The organism is Zymomonas sp. (assembly GCF_020216885.1).
GTDB lineage: Bacteria > Pseudomonadota > Alphaproteobacteria > Sphingomonadales > Sphingomonadaceae > Zymomonas.
Genome location: NZ_JAIWON010000070.1, coordinates 1 through 15492, shown reverse-complemented (window position 1 = coordinate 15492; position 15492 = coordinate 1). Strand labels below are relative to the sequence as shown.

Annotated in this window: 12 protein-coding genes and 1 tRNA gene; 7 read left to right on the top strand and 6 right to left on the bottom strand. The window is 44.8% G+C overall.

Annotated features, from left to right (window positions below):
* Positions 1-165: 165 nt before the first annotated feature.
* Positions 166-468: a chorismate mutase gene (locus tag LDL18_RS03815; protein WP_011240469.1), complete on the bottom strand. Its 303-nt coding sequence runs from the start codon at positions 466-468 to the stop codon at positions 166-168.
* 115 nt (positions 469-583) lie between these two features.
* Between LDL18_RS03815 and LDL18_RS03810 the strand changes: the two genes are divergently transcribed.
* Complete coding sequence (locus LDL18_RS03810; RefSeq protein ID WP_296507057.1) at positions 584-1597, top strand: polyprenyl synthetase family protein; 1014 nt, start codon at positions 584-586, stop codon at positions 1595-1597.
* 41 nt (positions 1598-1638) lie between these two features.
* Positions 1639-4152, top strand: coding sequence for an ATP-dependent helicase HrpB (gene hrpB / locus LDL18_RS03805; RefSeq protein ID WP_296507055.1), 2514 nt, complete (start codon positions 1639-1641; stop codon positions 4150-4152).
* Between the two features lie 181 nt (positions 4153-4333).
* Here the strand turns inward: hrpB and LDL18_RS03800 are convergent, their stop codons facing one another.
* The 4 genes from LDL18_RS03800 to LDL18_RS03785 all read right to left on the bottom strand — a co-directional run bounded on the left by LDL18_RS03800 (position 4334) and on the right by LDL18_RS03785 (position 7601).
* Complete coding sequence (locus LDL18_RS03800; protein ID WP_296507054.1) at positions 4334-5587, bottom strand: MFS transporter; 1254 nt, start codon at positions 5585-5587, stop codon at positions 4334-4336.
* Between the two features lie 219 nt (positions 5588-5806).
* Complete coding sequence (gene sucD / locus LDL18_RS03795) at positions 5807-6691, bottom strand: succinate--CoA ligase subunit alpha (RefSeq protein ID WP_296507056.1); 885 nt, start codon at positions 6689-6691, stop codon at positions 5807-5809.
* A 98-nt stretch (positions 6692-6789) separates the two neighbouring features.
* Positions 6790-7176 carry a hypothetical protein gene (locus tag LDL18_RS03790; RefSeq protein ID WP_296507053.1) on the bottom strand — a complete coding sequence of 129 codons (387 nt, stop codon included), beginning with the start codon at positions 7174-7176 and terminating at the stop codon, positions 6790-6792.
* On the bottom strand, positions 7176-7601 hold the full coding sequence (locus LDL18_RS03785; RefSeq protein ID WP_296507052.1) for a succinate dehydrogenase: 426 nt from the start codon (positions 7599-7601) through the stop codon (positions 7176-7178). Before LDL18_RS03785 ends, LDL18_RS03790 begins: the two co-directional genes overlap by 1 nt.
* 126 nt (positions 7602-7727) lie before the next feature.
* Between LDL18_RS03785 and LDL18_RS03780 the strand changes: the two genes are divergently transcribed.
* The 5 genes from LDL18_RS03780 (at position 7728) to LDL18_RS03760 (ending at position 13529) form a co-directional block, all read left to right on the top strand.
* Complete coding sequence (locus tag LDL18_RS03780; protein WP_365974672.1) at positions 7728-8705, top strand: 50S ribosomal protein L11 methyltransferase; 978 nt, start codon at positions 7728-7730, stop codon at positions 8703-8705.
* A 127-nt stretch (positions 8706-8832) separates the two neighbouring features.
* Positions 8833-8919, top strand: a tRNA-Leu gene (locus tag LDL18_RS03775).
* A 681-nt stretch (positions 8920-9600) separates the two neighbouring features.
* Positions 9601-11355 (top strand): ABC transporter permease subunit, encoded by a 1755-nt coding sequence (locus LDL18_RS03770; protein WP_296507050.1) that lies wholly within the window; start codon positions 9601-9603, stop codon positions 11353-11355.
* Positions 11356-11381: 26 nt separating this feature from the next.
* Positions 11382-12701, top strand: a complete 1320-nt coding sequence (locus tag LDL18_RS03765) for a nitrate/sulfonate/bicarbonate ABC transporter ATP-binding protein (protein WP_296507049.1) — start codon at positions 11382-11384, stop codon at positions 12699-12701.
* A 180-nt stretch (positions 12702-12881) separates the two neighbouring features.
* Complete coding sequence (locus LDL18_RS03760; RefSeq protein ID WP_296507048.1) at positions 12882-13529, top strand: GrxB family glutaredoxin; 648 nt, start codon at positions 12882-12884, stop codon at positions 13527-13529.
* Between the two features lie 52 nt (positions 13530-13581).
* Here LDL18_RS03760 and LDL18_RS03755 read toward each other — a convergent pair.
* Positions 13582-15492, bottom strand: a 1911-nt coding sequence (locus tag LDL18_RS03755; protein ID WP_296507047.1) for a 3'-5' exonuclease, incomplete at its 5' end; no start/stop codon positions are given.

The following is a 15492-nucleotide window of genomic DNA, read 5'->3' as shown; positions in this document are numbered from 1 at the left end:
TTGAAAAGGTAATGGCTTCTTTTTGATCATCAAAATTTACAAGAGCATGAAAAGCCACGCTTCTGGAGCAATTTTTTATAATTCAATTATCGTCATATTTTTTCTGTTTCAAAAGAAAAGGCCTTGAAAATCAAGGCCTTTTCTTCCATCGCTTTTCTTGTACAGTTAGTTAGACCAGCTTTTTTCCATCTCATCTTTGATGAGACGGTGATGTTGGGTTGCTTCTTCGATGACCATTCGTAAAAAGCGCTCTGCAAAGTCAGGATTTAATCCCGTTGATTCGGCTAACTGACGCAGCCGCTTGGCCTGTTCAGCTTCGCGGGCAAGATCTGCAGGAGGAAGTTGTTTTTCAGCCTTGTAATAACTGACATCTGAAGTAATCTTGAATCTTTCTGCTAAAAGGCAGATGAGAGCCGTATCGATATTGTCAATACTTTTGCGATAGCGCTGCAACCGATCATTGGGCATAAATGAAAATCCTTAGTTATCGAAGCGATGGAGGTATCTTTTTGACGGTTGCAAACAAGTTGAGCAAGTGTCAACGCTTGTATTTCTTCATGCTTCACAGTGTAGTCTTTTCAGCATGACCGCCATCAATTCTGCCACAGATCGAAATCAAGCGGCCTCCTTGAAGCCGTTAATGCATCTGGTCGCCTCTGATATGCAGGCTGTAAACCAAGTCATTCTTGACCGGATGCAAAGCGAAGTTCCCCTTATCCCTGAATTGGCAGGCCATCTTATTTCCAGCGGTGGGAAAAGAATGCGGCCTATGCTGATGCTGGCCTGTTCCCGTTTGATAGGCGAACCGCGTGATATTCATTATAAATTAGCGGCCGCTATCGAATTTATTCACACGGCAACTTTGTTGCATGACGATGTTGTAGACCATAGCGATTTACGGCGAGGCAAGCGGACGGCCAATAATATTTGGGGTAATGGGCCCACTGTTTTGGTTGGTGACTTTCTTCTAAGCCGCGCTTTTGAAATGATGGTTGAATCCGGCTCGCTACGGGCGCTTGAAATTCTGTCTAATGCGGCAGCAATTATTACCCAAGGTGAGGTCGATCAGCTTGTTTCCCAATATCAGGTGGAAACAGATGAAGCGCGTTATCTGTCTATTATTGGGGCAAAAACGGCGGTCTTATTTGCGGCATCCTGTCGGATCGCAGCGGTCATGGCGGGCTGTTCGGAAGATAAAGAGCAAAGTCTAGCCGATTATGGTCAGTATTTAGGTATCGCCTTCCAGCTAACCGATGATGCTATTGATTATATGTCGGATAGCCAGACAATGGGGAAGGGCGTCGGTGATGATTTCCGCGACGGGAAAGTGACTCTTCCGGTTATTCTGGCCTATCAGCGGGGTGAAAAAGCTGACCGTGATTTCTGGCGTGAGGCTATCGAAGGCCGCCGCGTGGCTGACAGTGATCTTGATATTGCCAAAATTCTATTGGTGAACACGGATGCTTTGTCAGATACCTTGGAACGTGCGCGTCTTTATGGTGAAAAAGCTATCCAGTCTTTGGATGCTTTTCCTGACGGTGCAGTGAAAGAGGCTTTGATAGAAGCTGTCGAATTTACAATCGCCCGCGCTTATTAAAAGAAGGACGAATAATTTCTGATAACCGTAAAGCCTTCTCTATGTTGAAGAATAATGCCCTTCTGAAAGAATTGCCGGTTTCCTCTATTTTTGAGCCATTGGCTGAAATACTTAGAAATCGAAGCAATGCGGTTATCATAGCGCCTCCGGGGTCAGGTAAAACAACGGCGATTGCACCTATTTTGTTACAAGAGAATTGGTGCCAAGGGCAAATTATTCTGCTTTCGCCGCGTCGTTTAGCCGCCAAAGCCGCAGCTGAACGCATCGCGCAAATAATGGGGGAACCCATCGGCCAGACGGTCGGATATTTGACCAGAATGGAATCGAAACGGTCAGATAAAAGCCGCATCTTGGTCGTGACCCAAGGAATATTTCGTCATCAGATTCAACAAGACCCTGAATTACCGAATATCTCGGCCGTTTTATTTGATGAAGTTCACGAAAGAAGTCTTGATAGCGATTTTTCCTTAGCTTTGGCCTTGGATGTGCAATCTGCTTTGCGCCCTGACTTACGATTGATCGCAATGTCGGCAACCATGGACGGGACACGCTTTTCTGATCTCATGGCGGAAGAGGGCGTCGGCGAAGCCGCCATTCTTGAAAGCGAAGGGCGATGCTATCCTTTACATTATCACTATGAAGGCCGCCGTTCCGATCTTTCAATCGAACAGAATATGGCGGCAGTTATTCGTCGCGCTTTGCTCGAAAATGACGGCGGTATTCTCGCTTTTTTACCGGGGATTGCCGAGATAGAACGCACGGCGGCTTTATTAGAAAACCTGCCTTCCAATATCCTGCTCTATCGTTTGCATAGTTCAGTTGATTTTCGGGAACAGCATGCGGCTATTCAAGCGGTGCCTGAAGGATATCGCAAAATTGTTCTGGCCAGCGCCATTGCTGAAACCAGCCTGACATTGGACGGTATCCATATCGTTGTTGATTCCGGTTTGACAAGACGGGCGCGTTACGATCGCCAATCAGGTCTAACGCGCTTGGTGACTGAACGCGTCAGTCGGGCATCCGCTGACCAGCGCGCCGGTCGTGCTGGTCGGCAAGACATCGGTTATGTCTGGCGATTATGGGAAGAAGCGGCTCAAGTCGGTTTATCCCCTTACGATCCTCCCGAAATAACAGAAGCCGATTTGTCAGCTTTAACATTGGATTGCGCTTTATGGGGTGTAACCCCTCATCAATTACGCTGGATTGACTCTCCGCCTGAAAAAGCGATCGAAGAAGCCTATAAACGCTTGGAAAACTTACAGGCGATTTCTTCCGATAAGCGTCCTTTGCCGCATGGCCGTGATCTAGCAGCTTTGCCGATGCCATTACCTTTTGGTCATATGATATTGAAGGCAGAGGCAAAGGGCTGGGGGGCTTTGGCTATTGATGTCGCCGTTTTGCTTTCCGAGCGCGGCATCGGCGGCATGGATATTGACATCGAAAACCGTCTCAATCGTTTTTATCGTGAAAAAACACTCCGATCACAAAAGGCACGTCAGCTTGCCATGCGATGGCGAAAACAGCTCGGCTTAACCGCATCTTCCAGAACAGAAGCTATCGAGATAGGCGATGTCGGGGCTTGTGTGGCTTTGGCTTTTCCTGATCGGGTTGCGAAAAGGCGTGATGCCAAAGGCGAACAATGGATTTCTGCTGGAGGCAGGGGATTCCGATTAGATCCGTTATCGCCTTTGGCGCAAAGTGAATGGTTGGCCGTAGCGGAAGCACAGGGTGCAGCACAATCGGCACGGATTTTGTCGGCTGCGACTTTAACGGCAGAGCAAATCAACGCTCTTTTCTCTGAAAAAATTGTGGTTGAACAAAATGTCCGTTTTAATTTTGTAACCAAATCTGTTGAAACTGAACGCCTACAGCGATTGGGGGCTATTATTCTATCACGGGGACAGGATGATTCCCCGGATGAAGAAGCGATTTCATCAGCTCTGATGGAGGCTGTCCGGCAATATGGTCTTGATATTTTACCGTGGTCAGATGCGGCTTTGGCTTTGCGGGAAAGATGGGCTTTTGTAGCGGCACATCAATCAGAAGGTGGAGCCTTTCCTGATGGCGGCTTAAGTGATGACACCCTTTTATCTAAAGTTGATGAATGGCTTTATCCGTTATTGCTAGGATGTCGTCGCCTTGACCAGATAAAGGCCGCTGATCTGACGCAGGCTTTAGAAAATATATTGGGCTGGCATGGGAAACAACAACTCGATCAATGGGCTCCTGCCAGATTGGTTACGCCTGCGGGTAGTAGTCATTTGATTGATTACAAGGCGGATGGAAATCCTGCTGTGGAAGTGCGACCACAAGCCCTATTCGGAATGAAACAGCATCCGATGCTTTTAAAAGGTCAAGTGGCTTTGGTCTTAAGGCTGGTTTCCCCCGCAGGACGACCTATTCAGACAACCCAAAATCTGCCCGATTTCTGGGTGGGAAGCTGGCATATGGTTGCGAAAGAAATGCGTGGCCGATATCCCCGCCACCCTTGGCCAGAAGACCCCGCCTCGGCAGAACCGACCTTAAGAACGCAAAAAGGCCGAAAGGTAAACTAAAACTGGATCGTCCGTTTTGTGGCCGTCCATAATGTCTTAGCCAATTCTGGTCACCACGAATAATAATCAGAAAAAAATCCTCTTCCCAAAAGAAGAGGATTCAAAAGAAAATTTGCCGGATGCAGATAGGCATATGACGAAAGAACGGATTTAAAAAAAACAACCGTACAGCGCCTCAATATTATTTTATAGATAGCGCATGACGGCGAATAAGAATGGTCGAAAAAATAGTGGCAATAGCCAATAAACAGGATGTGTAGGCGATGAGCCTTGGCCAACCACCTGAAGTCCAAAATATACCACCTAAAGAACCAAAAATACTGGAACCCATATAATAGCATAAAAGGTAAAGCGATGTCGCATGGCCTTTATTGAAACGTGCCAACTGTCCAACCCAACCGCTGGCGATAGAATGAATAGTAAAAAATCCGGTGGTAAAGATAAATACCCCTAAAACCATCAAGAGAAGATGATTGGTAAGCGTTAACCACATACCGGAAAGCATGATAACAATCCCAGCAATAAGAACAGGGCCTCGGCCTATTCTGTCCGACCATGAACCGGCTGCAGGGGAGGCAATCATTCCCGAGATGTAGGACAGAAAGATAAAGCTGATTTGCGAAGATGAAAGGGAAAAAGGCGGTGATATAAGACGGAAGTCAATAAAATTAAAAATCGTAATAAAGCTACCGACAGCCAGCCCCCCGATTCCAAAGAGCAGAAACATATCGGGACGGGTGATATGCTGTGACCATGCCTTGGCATGATATTTGACATCAAAACCTGTTTTTTTGATAAAATTTTTGGAACTGGGCAGACACAGGCCAAAGATGATCGCCGCCAAAAGGTCAACACTTCCAAGAATTCTAAGCGCCATTTGCCAGCTTGTAAATTCGGTCATAATACCTACGGCAACACGGCCAAACATACCACCAAAAGCCGTCCCACCGACATAAATACCCATAGCATAGCCTAAATTCTTCGGATGTATTTCTTCCGATAAATACGCCATGGCAACAGCAGGAACCCCACCTAGAACAAATCCTTCACAAGCGCGCGCAATCAAAAAGACATTCCATGACGGTAAAAAGGCTGCAAAAATATTCATGAAAGAAGCTGAAGCCATTGAAAAGAACATAATACCTTTTCGCCCCAAACTTTCAGCCGTTGCTCCTGAACAAAAAATAGAAACGGCAAGAAAACCGGTTGTCAGCGAAATCGCAAAAGAACTCTCTGTAACGCTCACATGGAAATAACGGGTTAATTCAGGCAGAATAGGCTGGACACAATATAAAAGAGAAAAGGTAATAAAACCGACCAAAAACATGGCAAAACTGGTTACCAAATAATTTTTACTGCCCCGTTCTGTCCAGATTTTGCTTTCTTCTTTATGAAAAGGCGCTTTATTCCCTTGATGGCTATCGATGCTGCCCATCTTGTCCCCTATTCAGGATTTGATACCGTTTGGTGACCGGTTCGTTTTTAAGAATGGGCAAAATAGAATTATCTGGATAGGGCGCAAATTGTAATATTAAATAGATTTTGATTTAATTTTTCGACATGAAAATTATGGCTGACAGATAAAAAATAATAATTTTAAATCAAAATCAGCCATATATTTTTATTCTAAACCTCTATGAAGAGGCTTTTTATTCTATTTTTTGAGCAAATTGAGCAGCGTATAGCCTATCTTTGATGGATCAGGTGTCATCGCAATACCGGCAGATTCCATGGCTTCTATTTTAGCAGCCGCACTGCCAGAATGACCAGAAACAATAGCCCCGGCATGTCCCATATGCCGCCCTGGAGGGGCAGAAACGCCAGCAATAAATCCAGCTACTGGCTTTTTACGCCCTTTTCTGGCCTGCTCTTTCAAAAATTCGGCGGCATTTTCTTCATCCGAACCACCGATTTCACCAATCATGATGATAGATTCGGTTTCATCATCATCAAGGAACATGTCGAGAATATCGATAAAATTGGTGCCATTAACGGGATCGCCACCGATTCCAACCGCGGTTGATTGGCCTAGACCCAACTGACTGGTCTGGAAAACAGCTTCATAGGTCAAAGTGCCAGAGCGGCTCACAATACCGACAGAACCTTTTTTAAAAATAGCTCCGGGCATGATGCCAATACGGGCGGAATCGGGCGTTAATAATCCCGGACTATTCGGGCCAATTAAGCGCGATTTAGAACCGGTCAATGCCCGTTTTACCCGCACCATATCCAAAATCGGAATACCTTCGGTAACCGTTACAATCAGCGGAATTTCAGCATCAATAGCTTCAAGAATAGCATCTCCTGCAAAAGCAGGCGGTACAAAAATCATGGAAGCATCGGCACCGGTTTTTTGTTTTGCCTCGGCTACCGAATTAAAAATCGGCAGATCAAGATGGGTTTGTCCCCCTTTGCCTGGGGTCACACCACCGACCATCTTTGTCCCATAGGCCAGAGATTGGGCTGTATGATGGCTGCCTTGTTGGCCAGTGATGCCCTGCGTAATCACTTTGGTTGTCGCATTGGCAAGAATGGACATCTGTTTTTTCTCCTGCCCCGTAAAGGCCTGCGGTCTGCGCACAGACCTCGTGTTAATATTTTATGTAATAGAGAATTAAGGATTAGTTTTCTGAATAATTAGCTTATCCCAGAATGAAAAGCGATTTTCAGAATTGAAAAGACCGCGATCGCTGCAAAAATTATCATGTAAAAATAGGCAGCTATCTGGAAATACAGCCCTGCTCTTGGAAAACGTTCCTCTGAGAACAGCTTATCTACAAAAGAGCAGGCATAGCCATAGGTCGATATAGCCAGAAAAATCATCGGCAAGGCTACGATGCTTTGGGATACCCAACGTCTAATGACATTAAAATCATAGACCGGTAATGCCAGAAAAGAGACAATCAACCAAACATATAAAAGAAGATTAGCCGCCGCCATAAGTTTTTTATAAAAATCGGTTCGATGGCTATCACGATAACGGTGATTTCCAGATAGCGGGCTGTCACTGTAAGAATTCATCATTATGCCCCGAGAAAAATAATGCCCCAAACCAGCAAGGTTAAAATAAGAGCGACCATATTTGTGGCAGAGTAGAAAAAGTAATTTTTATAAAGGGAAGGGCGTTGCAGCCGTTTAAGGGTATTAAGCCTTATTACAGACATCACATGATAGAAAAAACACCATGTGAGCATGACCCCTATAATGCGGCTGATAATATTAACGGAAAAGGCAAAGCTGTTCTTATCGGGACTGTGAATAATATAATGCCAGAAGAGTGCATAATTTTCTGGACTGCTTGATACCGCCAATAACCATAGGGTAAAAAGCGGAAAACCAATAAAAGCAATTGCCAGTGCCGTTAAGCGATGCAACAAAGCCGCCGTTCTTTGAAAGTCGGGCGATGCTGTCTTGCGAGAAGAGGAAGAAGAAGCCGTCGACCGAGCCACAAGAAATACTCCGATTAAACAGGGGAAATATCAAAAAATATCTTTTAGCTGATAGATGATATCAAGCAAATGATGAACTGTTTAAATTTTTAAAACACGAAATAGAAAAAGGATGGATTGGGCGCCATGGGTAATAGAAAACAAGGGAATGGAGATATGATAACAGGATTCCCTTTTAACGCCCCTTGTAACGGTAGCTGGAAACTGACCTTACCTTGCAGCAAAGATGAAGCGCAGGCGGTTGCTGATGGTGAAATTGGAGCTTTTGCCCTGCTGGATGAGCCGCCTGTTATTATGGTGACTGAACCTGATCCAGAACGCCCCGAAGAATGGCGTTTGGATGTCTATTTTGACCATGAACCAAAGGCCGAAGAAGTTAAATCTATACGGGTTTTGGCTCCGACTTCGGCCTTGGAAAAAGAAATCATAGAACATATTGAGGAAGAAGATTGGGTTGTTTTATCCCAATCTGGACTGGAACCGGTTCGTGCCGGACGTTTTTTGGTCTGCACACCCAGCAATGCGGTTGCGCCTGAAGAAGGCAAAAAGATGTTTGTGATTGATGCCGGACGGGCATTCGGCACCGGACATCATGAAACAACAACCGGATGTTTGACGATGCTTGACCGGATGAAAAAGGCCGGTCAAAATTTTCATAATGTCGCTGACATTGGCACTGGCACGGGTTTATTGGCCTTTGCCGCCCGCCATTTGTGGCATTCCGCGCGGGTTATTGCTTCTGATATTGATCCGGTCGCCGTAGAAGTTGCCAAAGAAAACGCAGTCGTTAATCACGTGCCTTTGGGTATGGGATGTAGGCAGGTTGAAATGGTCGTAGCCGCCGGTATGGATAATCGCCAATTAAAACGGCGAGCCCCCTATGATTTGTTGATTGCCAATATCTTGGCAGGGCCTTTGATTGAATTGGCACCGTCCTTTGTTCCAGCTTTACAGGAAGGTGGCTCTCTGATTCTTGCTGGATTGGTTGCCGAGCAGGAACAAGCGGTGTGTCGTGCCTATAAAAATCTGGGTATGCGTTTGGCAGATCGGGTTGTTTTGGGTGATTGGCCAACGCTTCGACTGGTGAAACGGCCTAAATTTTAAAAAATTGGGCTTTTTTGATAAAAAATGCAAAAAAAGTAAAAAATAGACTGGACGAAAGACGTTACTTGTGGCATCCGCGTTGGCCTTAGCTGATTATACAGCGAAACGCTTCAAGTAGCGCTTTTGTGCGGGTGTGGCGGAATTGGTAGACGCGACGGACTCAAAATCCGTTTCTAGCGATAGAGTGTCGGTTCGAGTCCGACCACCCGTACCAAACACGTCGAGTTTATTTTTTTCTTTAAAATTGAATAGATAGCTAAAACGCCATAGCTATCCTGTTACCTTTCCTATATTTCCCTTCTCTATATTCTTGTTTTGGTAGAGTTTTCTCTTCTACCCTTTTCTTCTTAAAAACTTTTTTCCAGAGCTTTAAAGCCGCTAACCGTCAAAGAGACGTTTATAAATTCATATCCTCATGAGGATATGAAAGAATTTGTACTAAAATTATCCCGTATCTGTTTTAGAATGATCTAACCTTGACAAAAGTCAGGTAACAGAGCAGGGATATCTATGTTTCAAAATGTTTCTAACGCCGAAATGATTTTGATTTTATCCGGCTTTTAGAATGTCCCAGATATTAGGCATTTTGTTCGCTGTTTTTGTCTAAGAAAGCCGATTGAAAGGCTGCCTTGGCTCCCCATCGGTTCGGGAGAGATAGAATGATCAATAACGGCTTTCTTATTGTATATTCAATAATGCAATCTTTTTATTACTACCCTTTTCTTGATCCAATCCGATAAAATTTACCTCATTTTTTGTTACTTTGTCGTTAATTCATATTTTTTCTAAAATATGAGTGATTTAATATTTATCCTATTGAGTAAAATTGAGCCAATTTTCTATAATATAGATAAGCCATGCTTATTTTATTCTATCATGGACGATGAGGTCTATTATGGTCTTTCTTCCTCATAATAGCATAGAGCCGCGTGCAAATCCGGCATTTTCCCGTGTCCCAATATTGCCGAATATTTATGACTTGGTTGCGTTTACCTTGCTCGGCGGGGCTATTGCGCTGGTTGTCCATGGCACTTCTGATATGAGCGGCTCTTTAGCACTCTTGGAAAAACAGCCCATTTCTTTAGGTATCGGTCACTTGCCAGAATATGCGTTGCGGACAACCCTGCGCATGTTTGCCGGTATTTTAATATCTTTGGTTTTTACCTTTGTGGTTGCCACTTTCGCAGCCAAAAACCATAGGGCAGGGCAAATTATTGTTCCGGCAATGGATATTTTGCAATCAGTGCCCGTTTTGGGCTTTCTGACCTTTACCGTGACATTCTTCCTCCGATTATTCCCCGGACAGGAGATTGGTGCTGAATGTGCTTCTATTTTTGCTATTTTTACAAGCCAAGTCTGGAATATGGCCTTTTCATTCTATCAGTCACTGACCAGTATTCCGACTGATCTTGATGAGGTATGCCGTAGTTTTAAACTCTCTGGATGGCAGCGTTTTTGGCGATTAGAAGCGCCTTTTGCGGCCCCCGGCTTGATTTGGAATACGATGATGTCAATGTCGGGAGGATGGTTTTTTGTTGTCGCTTCCGAAGCCATCACCGTTGGGAATACGGATATTCGTTTACCGGGCATCGGGTCATATCTGGCCTTAGCGATAGATGAGAAAAACTTCTCTGCCATTGCCGCCGCTGTTTTGGCAATGGTCGTTATTATTCTTCTTTATAACCAGCTATTATTTCGACCTATCTTGGCTTGGGCTGAAAAATTCAAAGTTGAGCAATCAACGAGCAAAGAAAAAGTCAATTCATGGGTCTATGACATTATTCGCCATACACGTCTGATAAAGTGTTTATCAGCTCCCTTTCTGTGGATTGGCCAACAATTGATGATGCTTCGCTTTTCCTCGGCTGAAAATCAGGTCAATCCGGCCAATGCCGATACGTATAGTAAAATAGGGGATTATGCTTGGGGTTTTTGTGTTTTGTCCGCCATCCTTTGGGGTGGTTGGGTTACATTTGATTATTTACGTCAGGCACTTTCTTGGCAGGATCTCTGGATATCTTTTAGCTGTGGTTTGATGACTTTACTGCGCGTAGCCGTATTAATCCTGCTTGCCAGCCTGCTTTGGGTGCCAGTTGGCATCTGGATTGGACTCCGTCCATCCTTGGCACAGCATATCCAGCCTATTGCCCAATTTTTAGCGGCCTTTCCTGCAAATGTTCTATTTCCCTTTGTCGTCATTGCGATTGTTGTGACAGGTGCCAATCCCAATATTTGGCTTTCACCTCTGATGATTCTCGGCACGCAATGGTATATTCTATTTAACGTTATTGCCGGAGCCGCTTCTTTCCCGACAGATCTAAAGGAAGCCGTCGCCGTCTATCAAATACGGTCATGGACATGGTGGCGTCGGGTCATGTTACCGGGTATTTTTCCTTATTATATTACAGGTGCTTTAACCGCTACAGGCGGTTCTTGGAATGCCAGCATTGTTGCCGAAGTCGCTAGTTGGGGGAACACTCAACTCGAAGCCTATGGCCTTGGTGCTTATATTGCTAACGCTACAACCGCAGGCGATGTCCGGCGCGTTGTCCTTGGCATTGTTGTCATGGCCTTTTTCGTTACCTTTTTTAACCGGATCCTTTGGCGGCCTCTTTATGCCTTTGCCGAGCGCCGTATCCGTTTCAACTAAAAGCCTATCCTTATGGGAGCTTGGTTATGGATAATTCTGTCCTTGTTAAAAATCCGCCACTCGTTTCAGTGCAAGATGTCTGCCAGAGCTATGACAATGGAACATCTGGCCAAATTACTGTGCTGGATAACATCAATATGGAACTCCGGCGGGGTGAAATCGTCGGGTTATTGGGGCGTTCTGGATCTGGGAAATCAACCCTTTTACGGGCTATTGCGGGGCTTATTCAACCGACGAAAGGCACCGTTACCTTTGAAGGTAAACTGATTTCAGGAACCTCTTCTGATGTCGCTGTGGTCTTTCAGAATTTTGCGCTTTTTCCTTGGTTGACGGTTCTTGAAAATGTTGAAATCGGCCTAGAGGCGAGGGGTGTCAAACCAGCAGCGCGGCGGCAGCAAGCCTTGTCTGCTATCGACCTGATCGGCCTTGATGGTTACGAGAGTGCTTATCCCAAAGAATTGTCTGGAGGTATGCGCCAGCGGGTCGGGTTGGCGCGCGCCCTTGTCGTTCATCCTAAACTTTTATTGATGGATGAACCTTTTTCTGCCTTGGACGTGCTGACTTCTGAAACGCTACGGAATGATTTGCTTGATCTTTGGTCGGAAGGCCGGATGCCGATAGAAGCCATTCTGATGGTAACGCATAATATCGAAGATGCGGTATTGATGTGTGACCATATTTTAATTTTCGGATCAAATCCGGGGCATATCATTGGAGAAATCCACGTTCAATTACCTCAACCTAGAAATCGGCTTGATCCTGCTTTCAGAGAGATTTTAGAAGAAATTTATTCTCTGATGACCTCAAAAACAGATAGCACCAATAGGCTTCCTTCCGAGCCTTTTGTTGGAAATGGTATTGCTATTGTTTTGCCCAAGGTCTCGGTTAATGAATTGGCTGGTTTGATCGAAACGATTGCGGCACCGCCCTATAATGGAAAGGCTGACCTACCCCCTCTTGCAGCCAGTCTGCGCCTTGAAATTGACGATTTATTTCCGGTTGGTGAAACGCTGCAATTATTGCGTTTTGTCGAAATGGAAAAGGGGGATATCCGTCTTACGCCTTTGGGACAGCGCTTTGTCGAAAGCGAGCTTGACGATCGTAAGCATCTCTTTTCGCAACAGCTTTCAGTCTATGTGCCATTGGCGGCTCATATCCGTTGCATCTTGGATGAACGGCCTAGTCACAAAGCTTCAGCACAACGTTTCCGTGATGAGCTTCAGGATTACATGTCAGAAGAGGCTGCCAATGATACGATCAAGGCCGTCACCAGTATGGCACGCTATGCTGAATATTTCGCCTATGACGAAGAATCCGATCTATTTACCTTGGATAATCCAAGCTAAGCTCTTTTTGCTTTGAGGTGAAAGGGCAGGTATCATTCTACCGGACATGATGAATAACTGTCCTTGCCCCAGTCGTTTTTTCTGTAACAAGCCAAACCGATGTAACGGTCATTTATTTCTATTTTATCAGAATTATGATCGGGATGTCTTAACCCCCGATTGAAAAAGAGACCGTATTTTATGGCTTTCAAGCTATTTATTTATGAGCATTGCCCCTTCTGTGTCAAAGCGCGCATGATTTTTGGCCTGAAAAACATTGATTTCGAAAAAATAGTCTTATTGAATGACAATGAAACTGATCCAATACGGATGATTGGCAAAAAAATGTTGCCGATTTTAGAAGATGATGGCCGCTTTATCGCTGAAAGTATGGATATTGTGGCTTATATTGACCATTTAAGCACGCCTATTGTCACCGGAAGAAATTCATCCAAGATTGCAAACTGGCTGGAACGGGTTACGCCTTTATTCTCTTCTTTGATTATTCCAAGAATGGCTTGTGCGCCTTTTGAGGATTTTTCGACAACGGCCGCACGCGCTTATTTCATTTCCAAAAAAGAAGCCCAGACAGGACTTTTTAGCCGTTGGCTGGGAGAAAGTGAATCTTTACGCGAAGAAATGAACCTGTTGCTGGAAGAATTGGCACCCTTAATTGATGAGTCTAATGCGGTTAATGGGGAATTATCTACCGATGATTTCCATCTCTTTGCTTTTCTGCGCAGTCTGTCGATAGTCAAAAATGTCTATTATCCAGTCGAGGTTGCGACCTATCTTCAGGCGATGTCAAAAGCATCAAAAATTGGTCTTCTCGATCAATTCGCAGTGTAAATTTGATGACAACAACTGAAAAACAATAATTTTTTTGTTGTTCTATGAGTCTTTAAAAAGAAACAAACTGCGAAAGTAGTTTTCTGATGCCGACATCCTTATCGTGAAATTCGACTGTTACCTTGTCCCCATCGACTTCATTAACGATGCCTTGACCAAATTTGGCATGTTTTACCGTGTCACCAATCTTATATTGAGGGCTGTCCTTCTTTTTTAATGGACGGCTAACCGCAGGAGAGGGCGAAGCGGCGGCTTTTTGCGCCCTTTGCCAACCTGCACCCCGACGACTAGCTAATTGCCATGGTGGCGTAATAGCTTCTTTTGCAGAATTATAAGCCGGATTTTTGGATCTATCTTCTGCCCATATATCACGCCATATAGGGGTCTTTTTTCGAAGAAGCGATTTCTCTTCTATATGGTCGTCGGGTAACTCGCTGATAAAACGTGATGGTGTTGAGGCTATCCACTGACCATAAACTCTGCGATTGGCAGCGTGAAAAATGGTGCAGCATTTCTTGGCACGGGTAATACCGACATAGGCCAAGCGTCTTTCTTCTTCCAGACTTTTGAGACCACCCTCATCTAACGACCGCTGTGATGGGAAAACCCCTTCTTCCCACCCCGGTAAAAAAACATGGTCAAACTCCAATCCCTTGGCCGCGTGCATTGTCATCAAGGTGATTTTATCATCTATCGGATCATTTTCATGATCCATGACCAAACTGACATGCTCAAGAAAACTGCCAAGATCATCATACTCTTCCATTGCGCGCGCTAATTCGGTCAGATTTTCTAACCGTCCCGCAGATTGGACATCATTCACGGCGCGAAGCATCGCTTTATAGCCGGATTCATCCAACATCTTTCGGGTAACATCAGCATGGCTTATGATAGACAGGCTTTTCCGCCATTCAGAAAAATCATTCATTAACTGACCAAGCGACTGGGTTATTTTGCTTCCCAGTGCTTTTTCTGAAACCAGTTTTTCAGCAGCCATGGCTAAAGGAATGCGATCGAGAAAAGCGGCTTGATAAAGCTTTTCCATCGCTTTTTTGCCAATACCGCGTTTAGGCACATTAACGATACGCTCAAAGGCAAGATCATCTGTCGGTTGAGCAATAACCCGAAGATAGGCCAAGGCATCCCTTATTTCCGCTCTTTCATAAAAACGGAAGCCACCAATAATGCGATAAGGGAGGTTCTTTGCTATAAAAATATCTTCAAATTCGCGGCTCTGAAATTGGGCGCGAATAAGAATTGCCATCTTGTTTAAGGGAATATTGGCACGCCTCAGATTTTGGACATCAGCAACAAGTTGCCTTGCCTCTTCTGCGCCGTCCCAAACGCCCATAATTTTGACTTTTTCGCCCTGATCGCTTTCCGTCCATAGGGTTTTCCCAAGGCGCGCATTATTATGGGTAATCAGTCCTGATGCCGCACCGAGAATCTGCGGTGTCGAGCGATAATTATGTTCCAAACGGATAATCTTTGCGCCCGGAAAATCTTCCTCAAAACGAAGGATATTGGCGACTTCAGCACCGCGCCAGCTATAGATAGATTGGTCATCATCCCCAACACAGCAAATATTCCGGTTTTTCTGGGCTAATAACCTTAACCACAAATATTGTGCCTGATTGGTATCCTGGTATTCATCCACCATGATATACCGGAAACGATCATGATAGCTTTCCAAAACATCTTGATGCTGGGTCAAAATAACCAGCATATGCAAAAGCAGATCGCCAAAATCGCAGGCATTCAGGCTTAACAGTCTTTTTTGATAGGCCAGATAAAGCGCCGCACCTTGTCCATCAGCAAAGCTGTCTTCTTCTTTCCCTGCAATTTTATCGGGCGTTAAACCCCTGTTTTTCCAACGGTCAATAATGCCTGCCAATTGCTTAGCTGGCCATTGTTTTTCATCAATGCCTTGCCCTTGGATAAGCTGTTTCAAAAGCCGAATTTG

What these genes read in the sequence shown, in the direction of transcription:
- LDL18_RS03815 (WP_011240469.1), bottom strand. Translation starts at nt 468, where the DNA reads ATGCCCAATGATCGGTTGCAGCGCTATCGCAAAAGTATTGACAATATC.
- LDL18_RS03810 (WP_296507057.1), top strand. Translation starts at nt 584, where the DNA reads ATGACCGCCATCAATTCTGCCACAGATCGAAATCAAGCGGCCTCCTTG.
- hrpB (WP_296507055.1), top strand. Translation starts at nt 1,639, where the DNA reads ATGTTGAAGAATAATGCCCTTCTGAAAGAATTGCCGGTTTCCTCTATT.
- LDL18_RS03800 (WP_296507054.1), bottom strand. Translation starts at nt 5,587, where the DNA reads ATGGGCAGCATCGATAGCCATCAAGGGAATAAAGCGCCTTTTCATAAA.
- sucD (WP_296507056.1), bottom strand. Translation starts at nt 6,691, where the DNA reads ATGTCCATTCTTGCCAATGCGACAACCAAAGTGATTACGCAGGGCATC.
- LDL18_RS03790 (WP_296507053.1), bottom strand. Translation starts at nt 7,176, where the DNA reads ATGATGAATTCTTACAGTGACAGCCCGCTATCTGGAAATCACCGTTAT.
- LDL18_RS03780 (WP_365974672.1), top strand. Translation starts at nt 7,728, where the DNA reads ATGGGTAATAGAAAACAAGGGAATGGAGATATGATAACAGGATTCCCT.
- LDL18_RS03770 (WP_296507050.1), top strand. Translation starts at nt 9,601, where the DNA reads ATGGTCTTTCTTCCTCATAATAGCATAGAGCCGCGTGCAAATCCGGCA.
- LDL18_RS03765 (WP_296507049.1), top strand. Translation starts at nt 11,382, where the DNA reads ATGGATAATTCTGTCCTTGTTAAAAATCCGCCACTCGTTTCAGTGCAA.
- LDL18_RS03760 (WP_296507048.1), top strand. Translation starts at nt 12,882, where the DNA reads ATGGCTTTCAAGCTATTTATTTATGAGCATTGCCCCTTCTGTGTCAAA.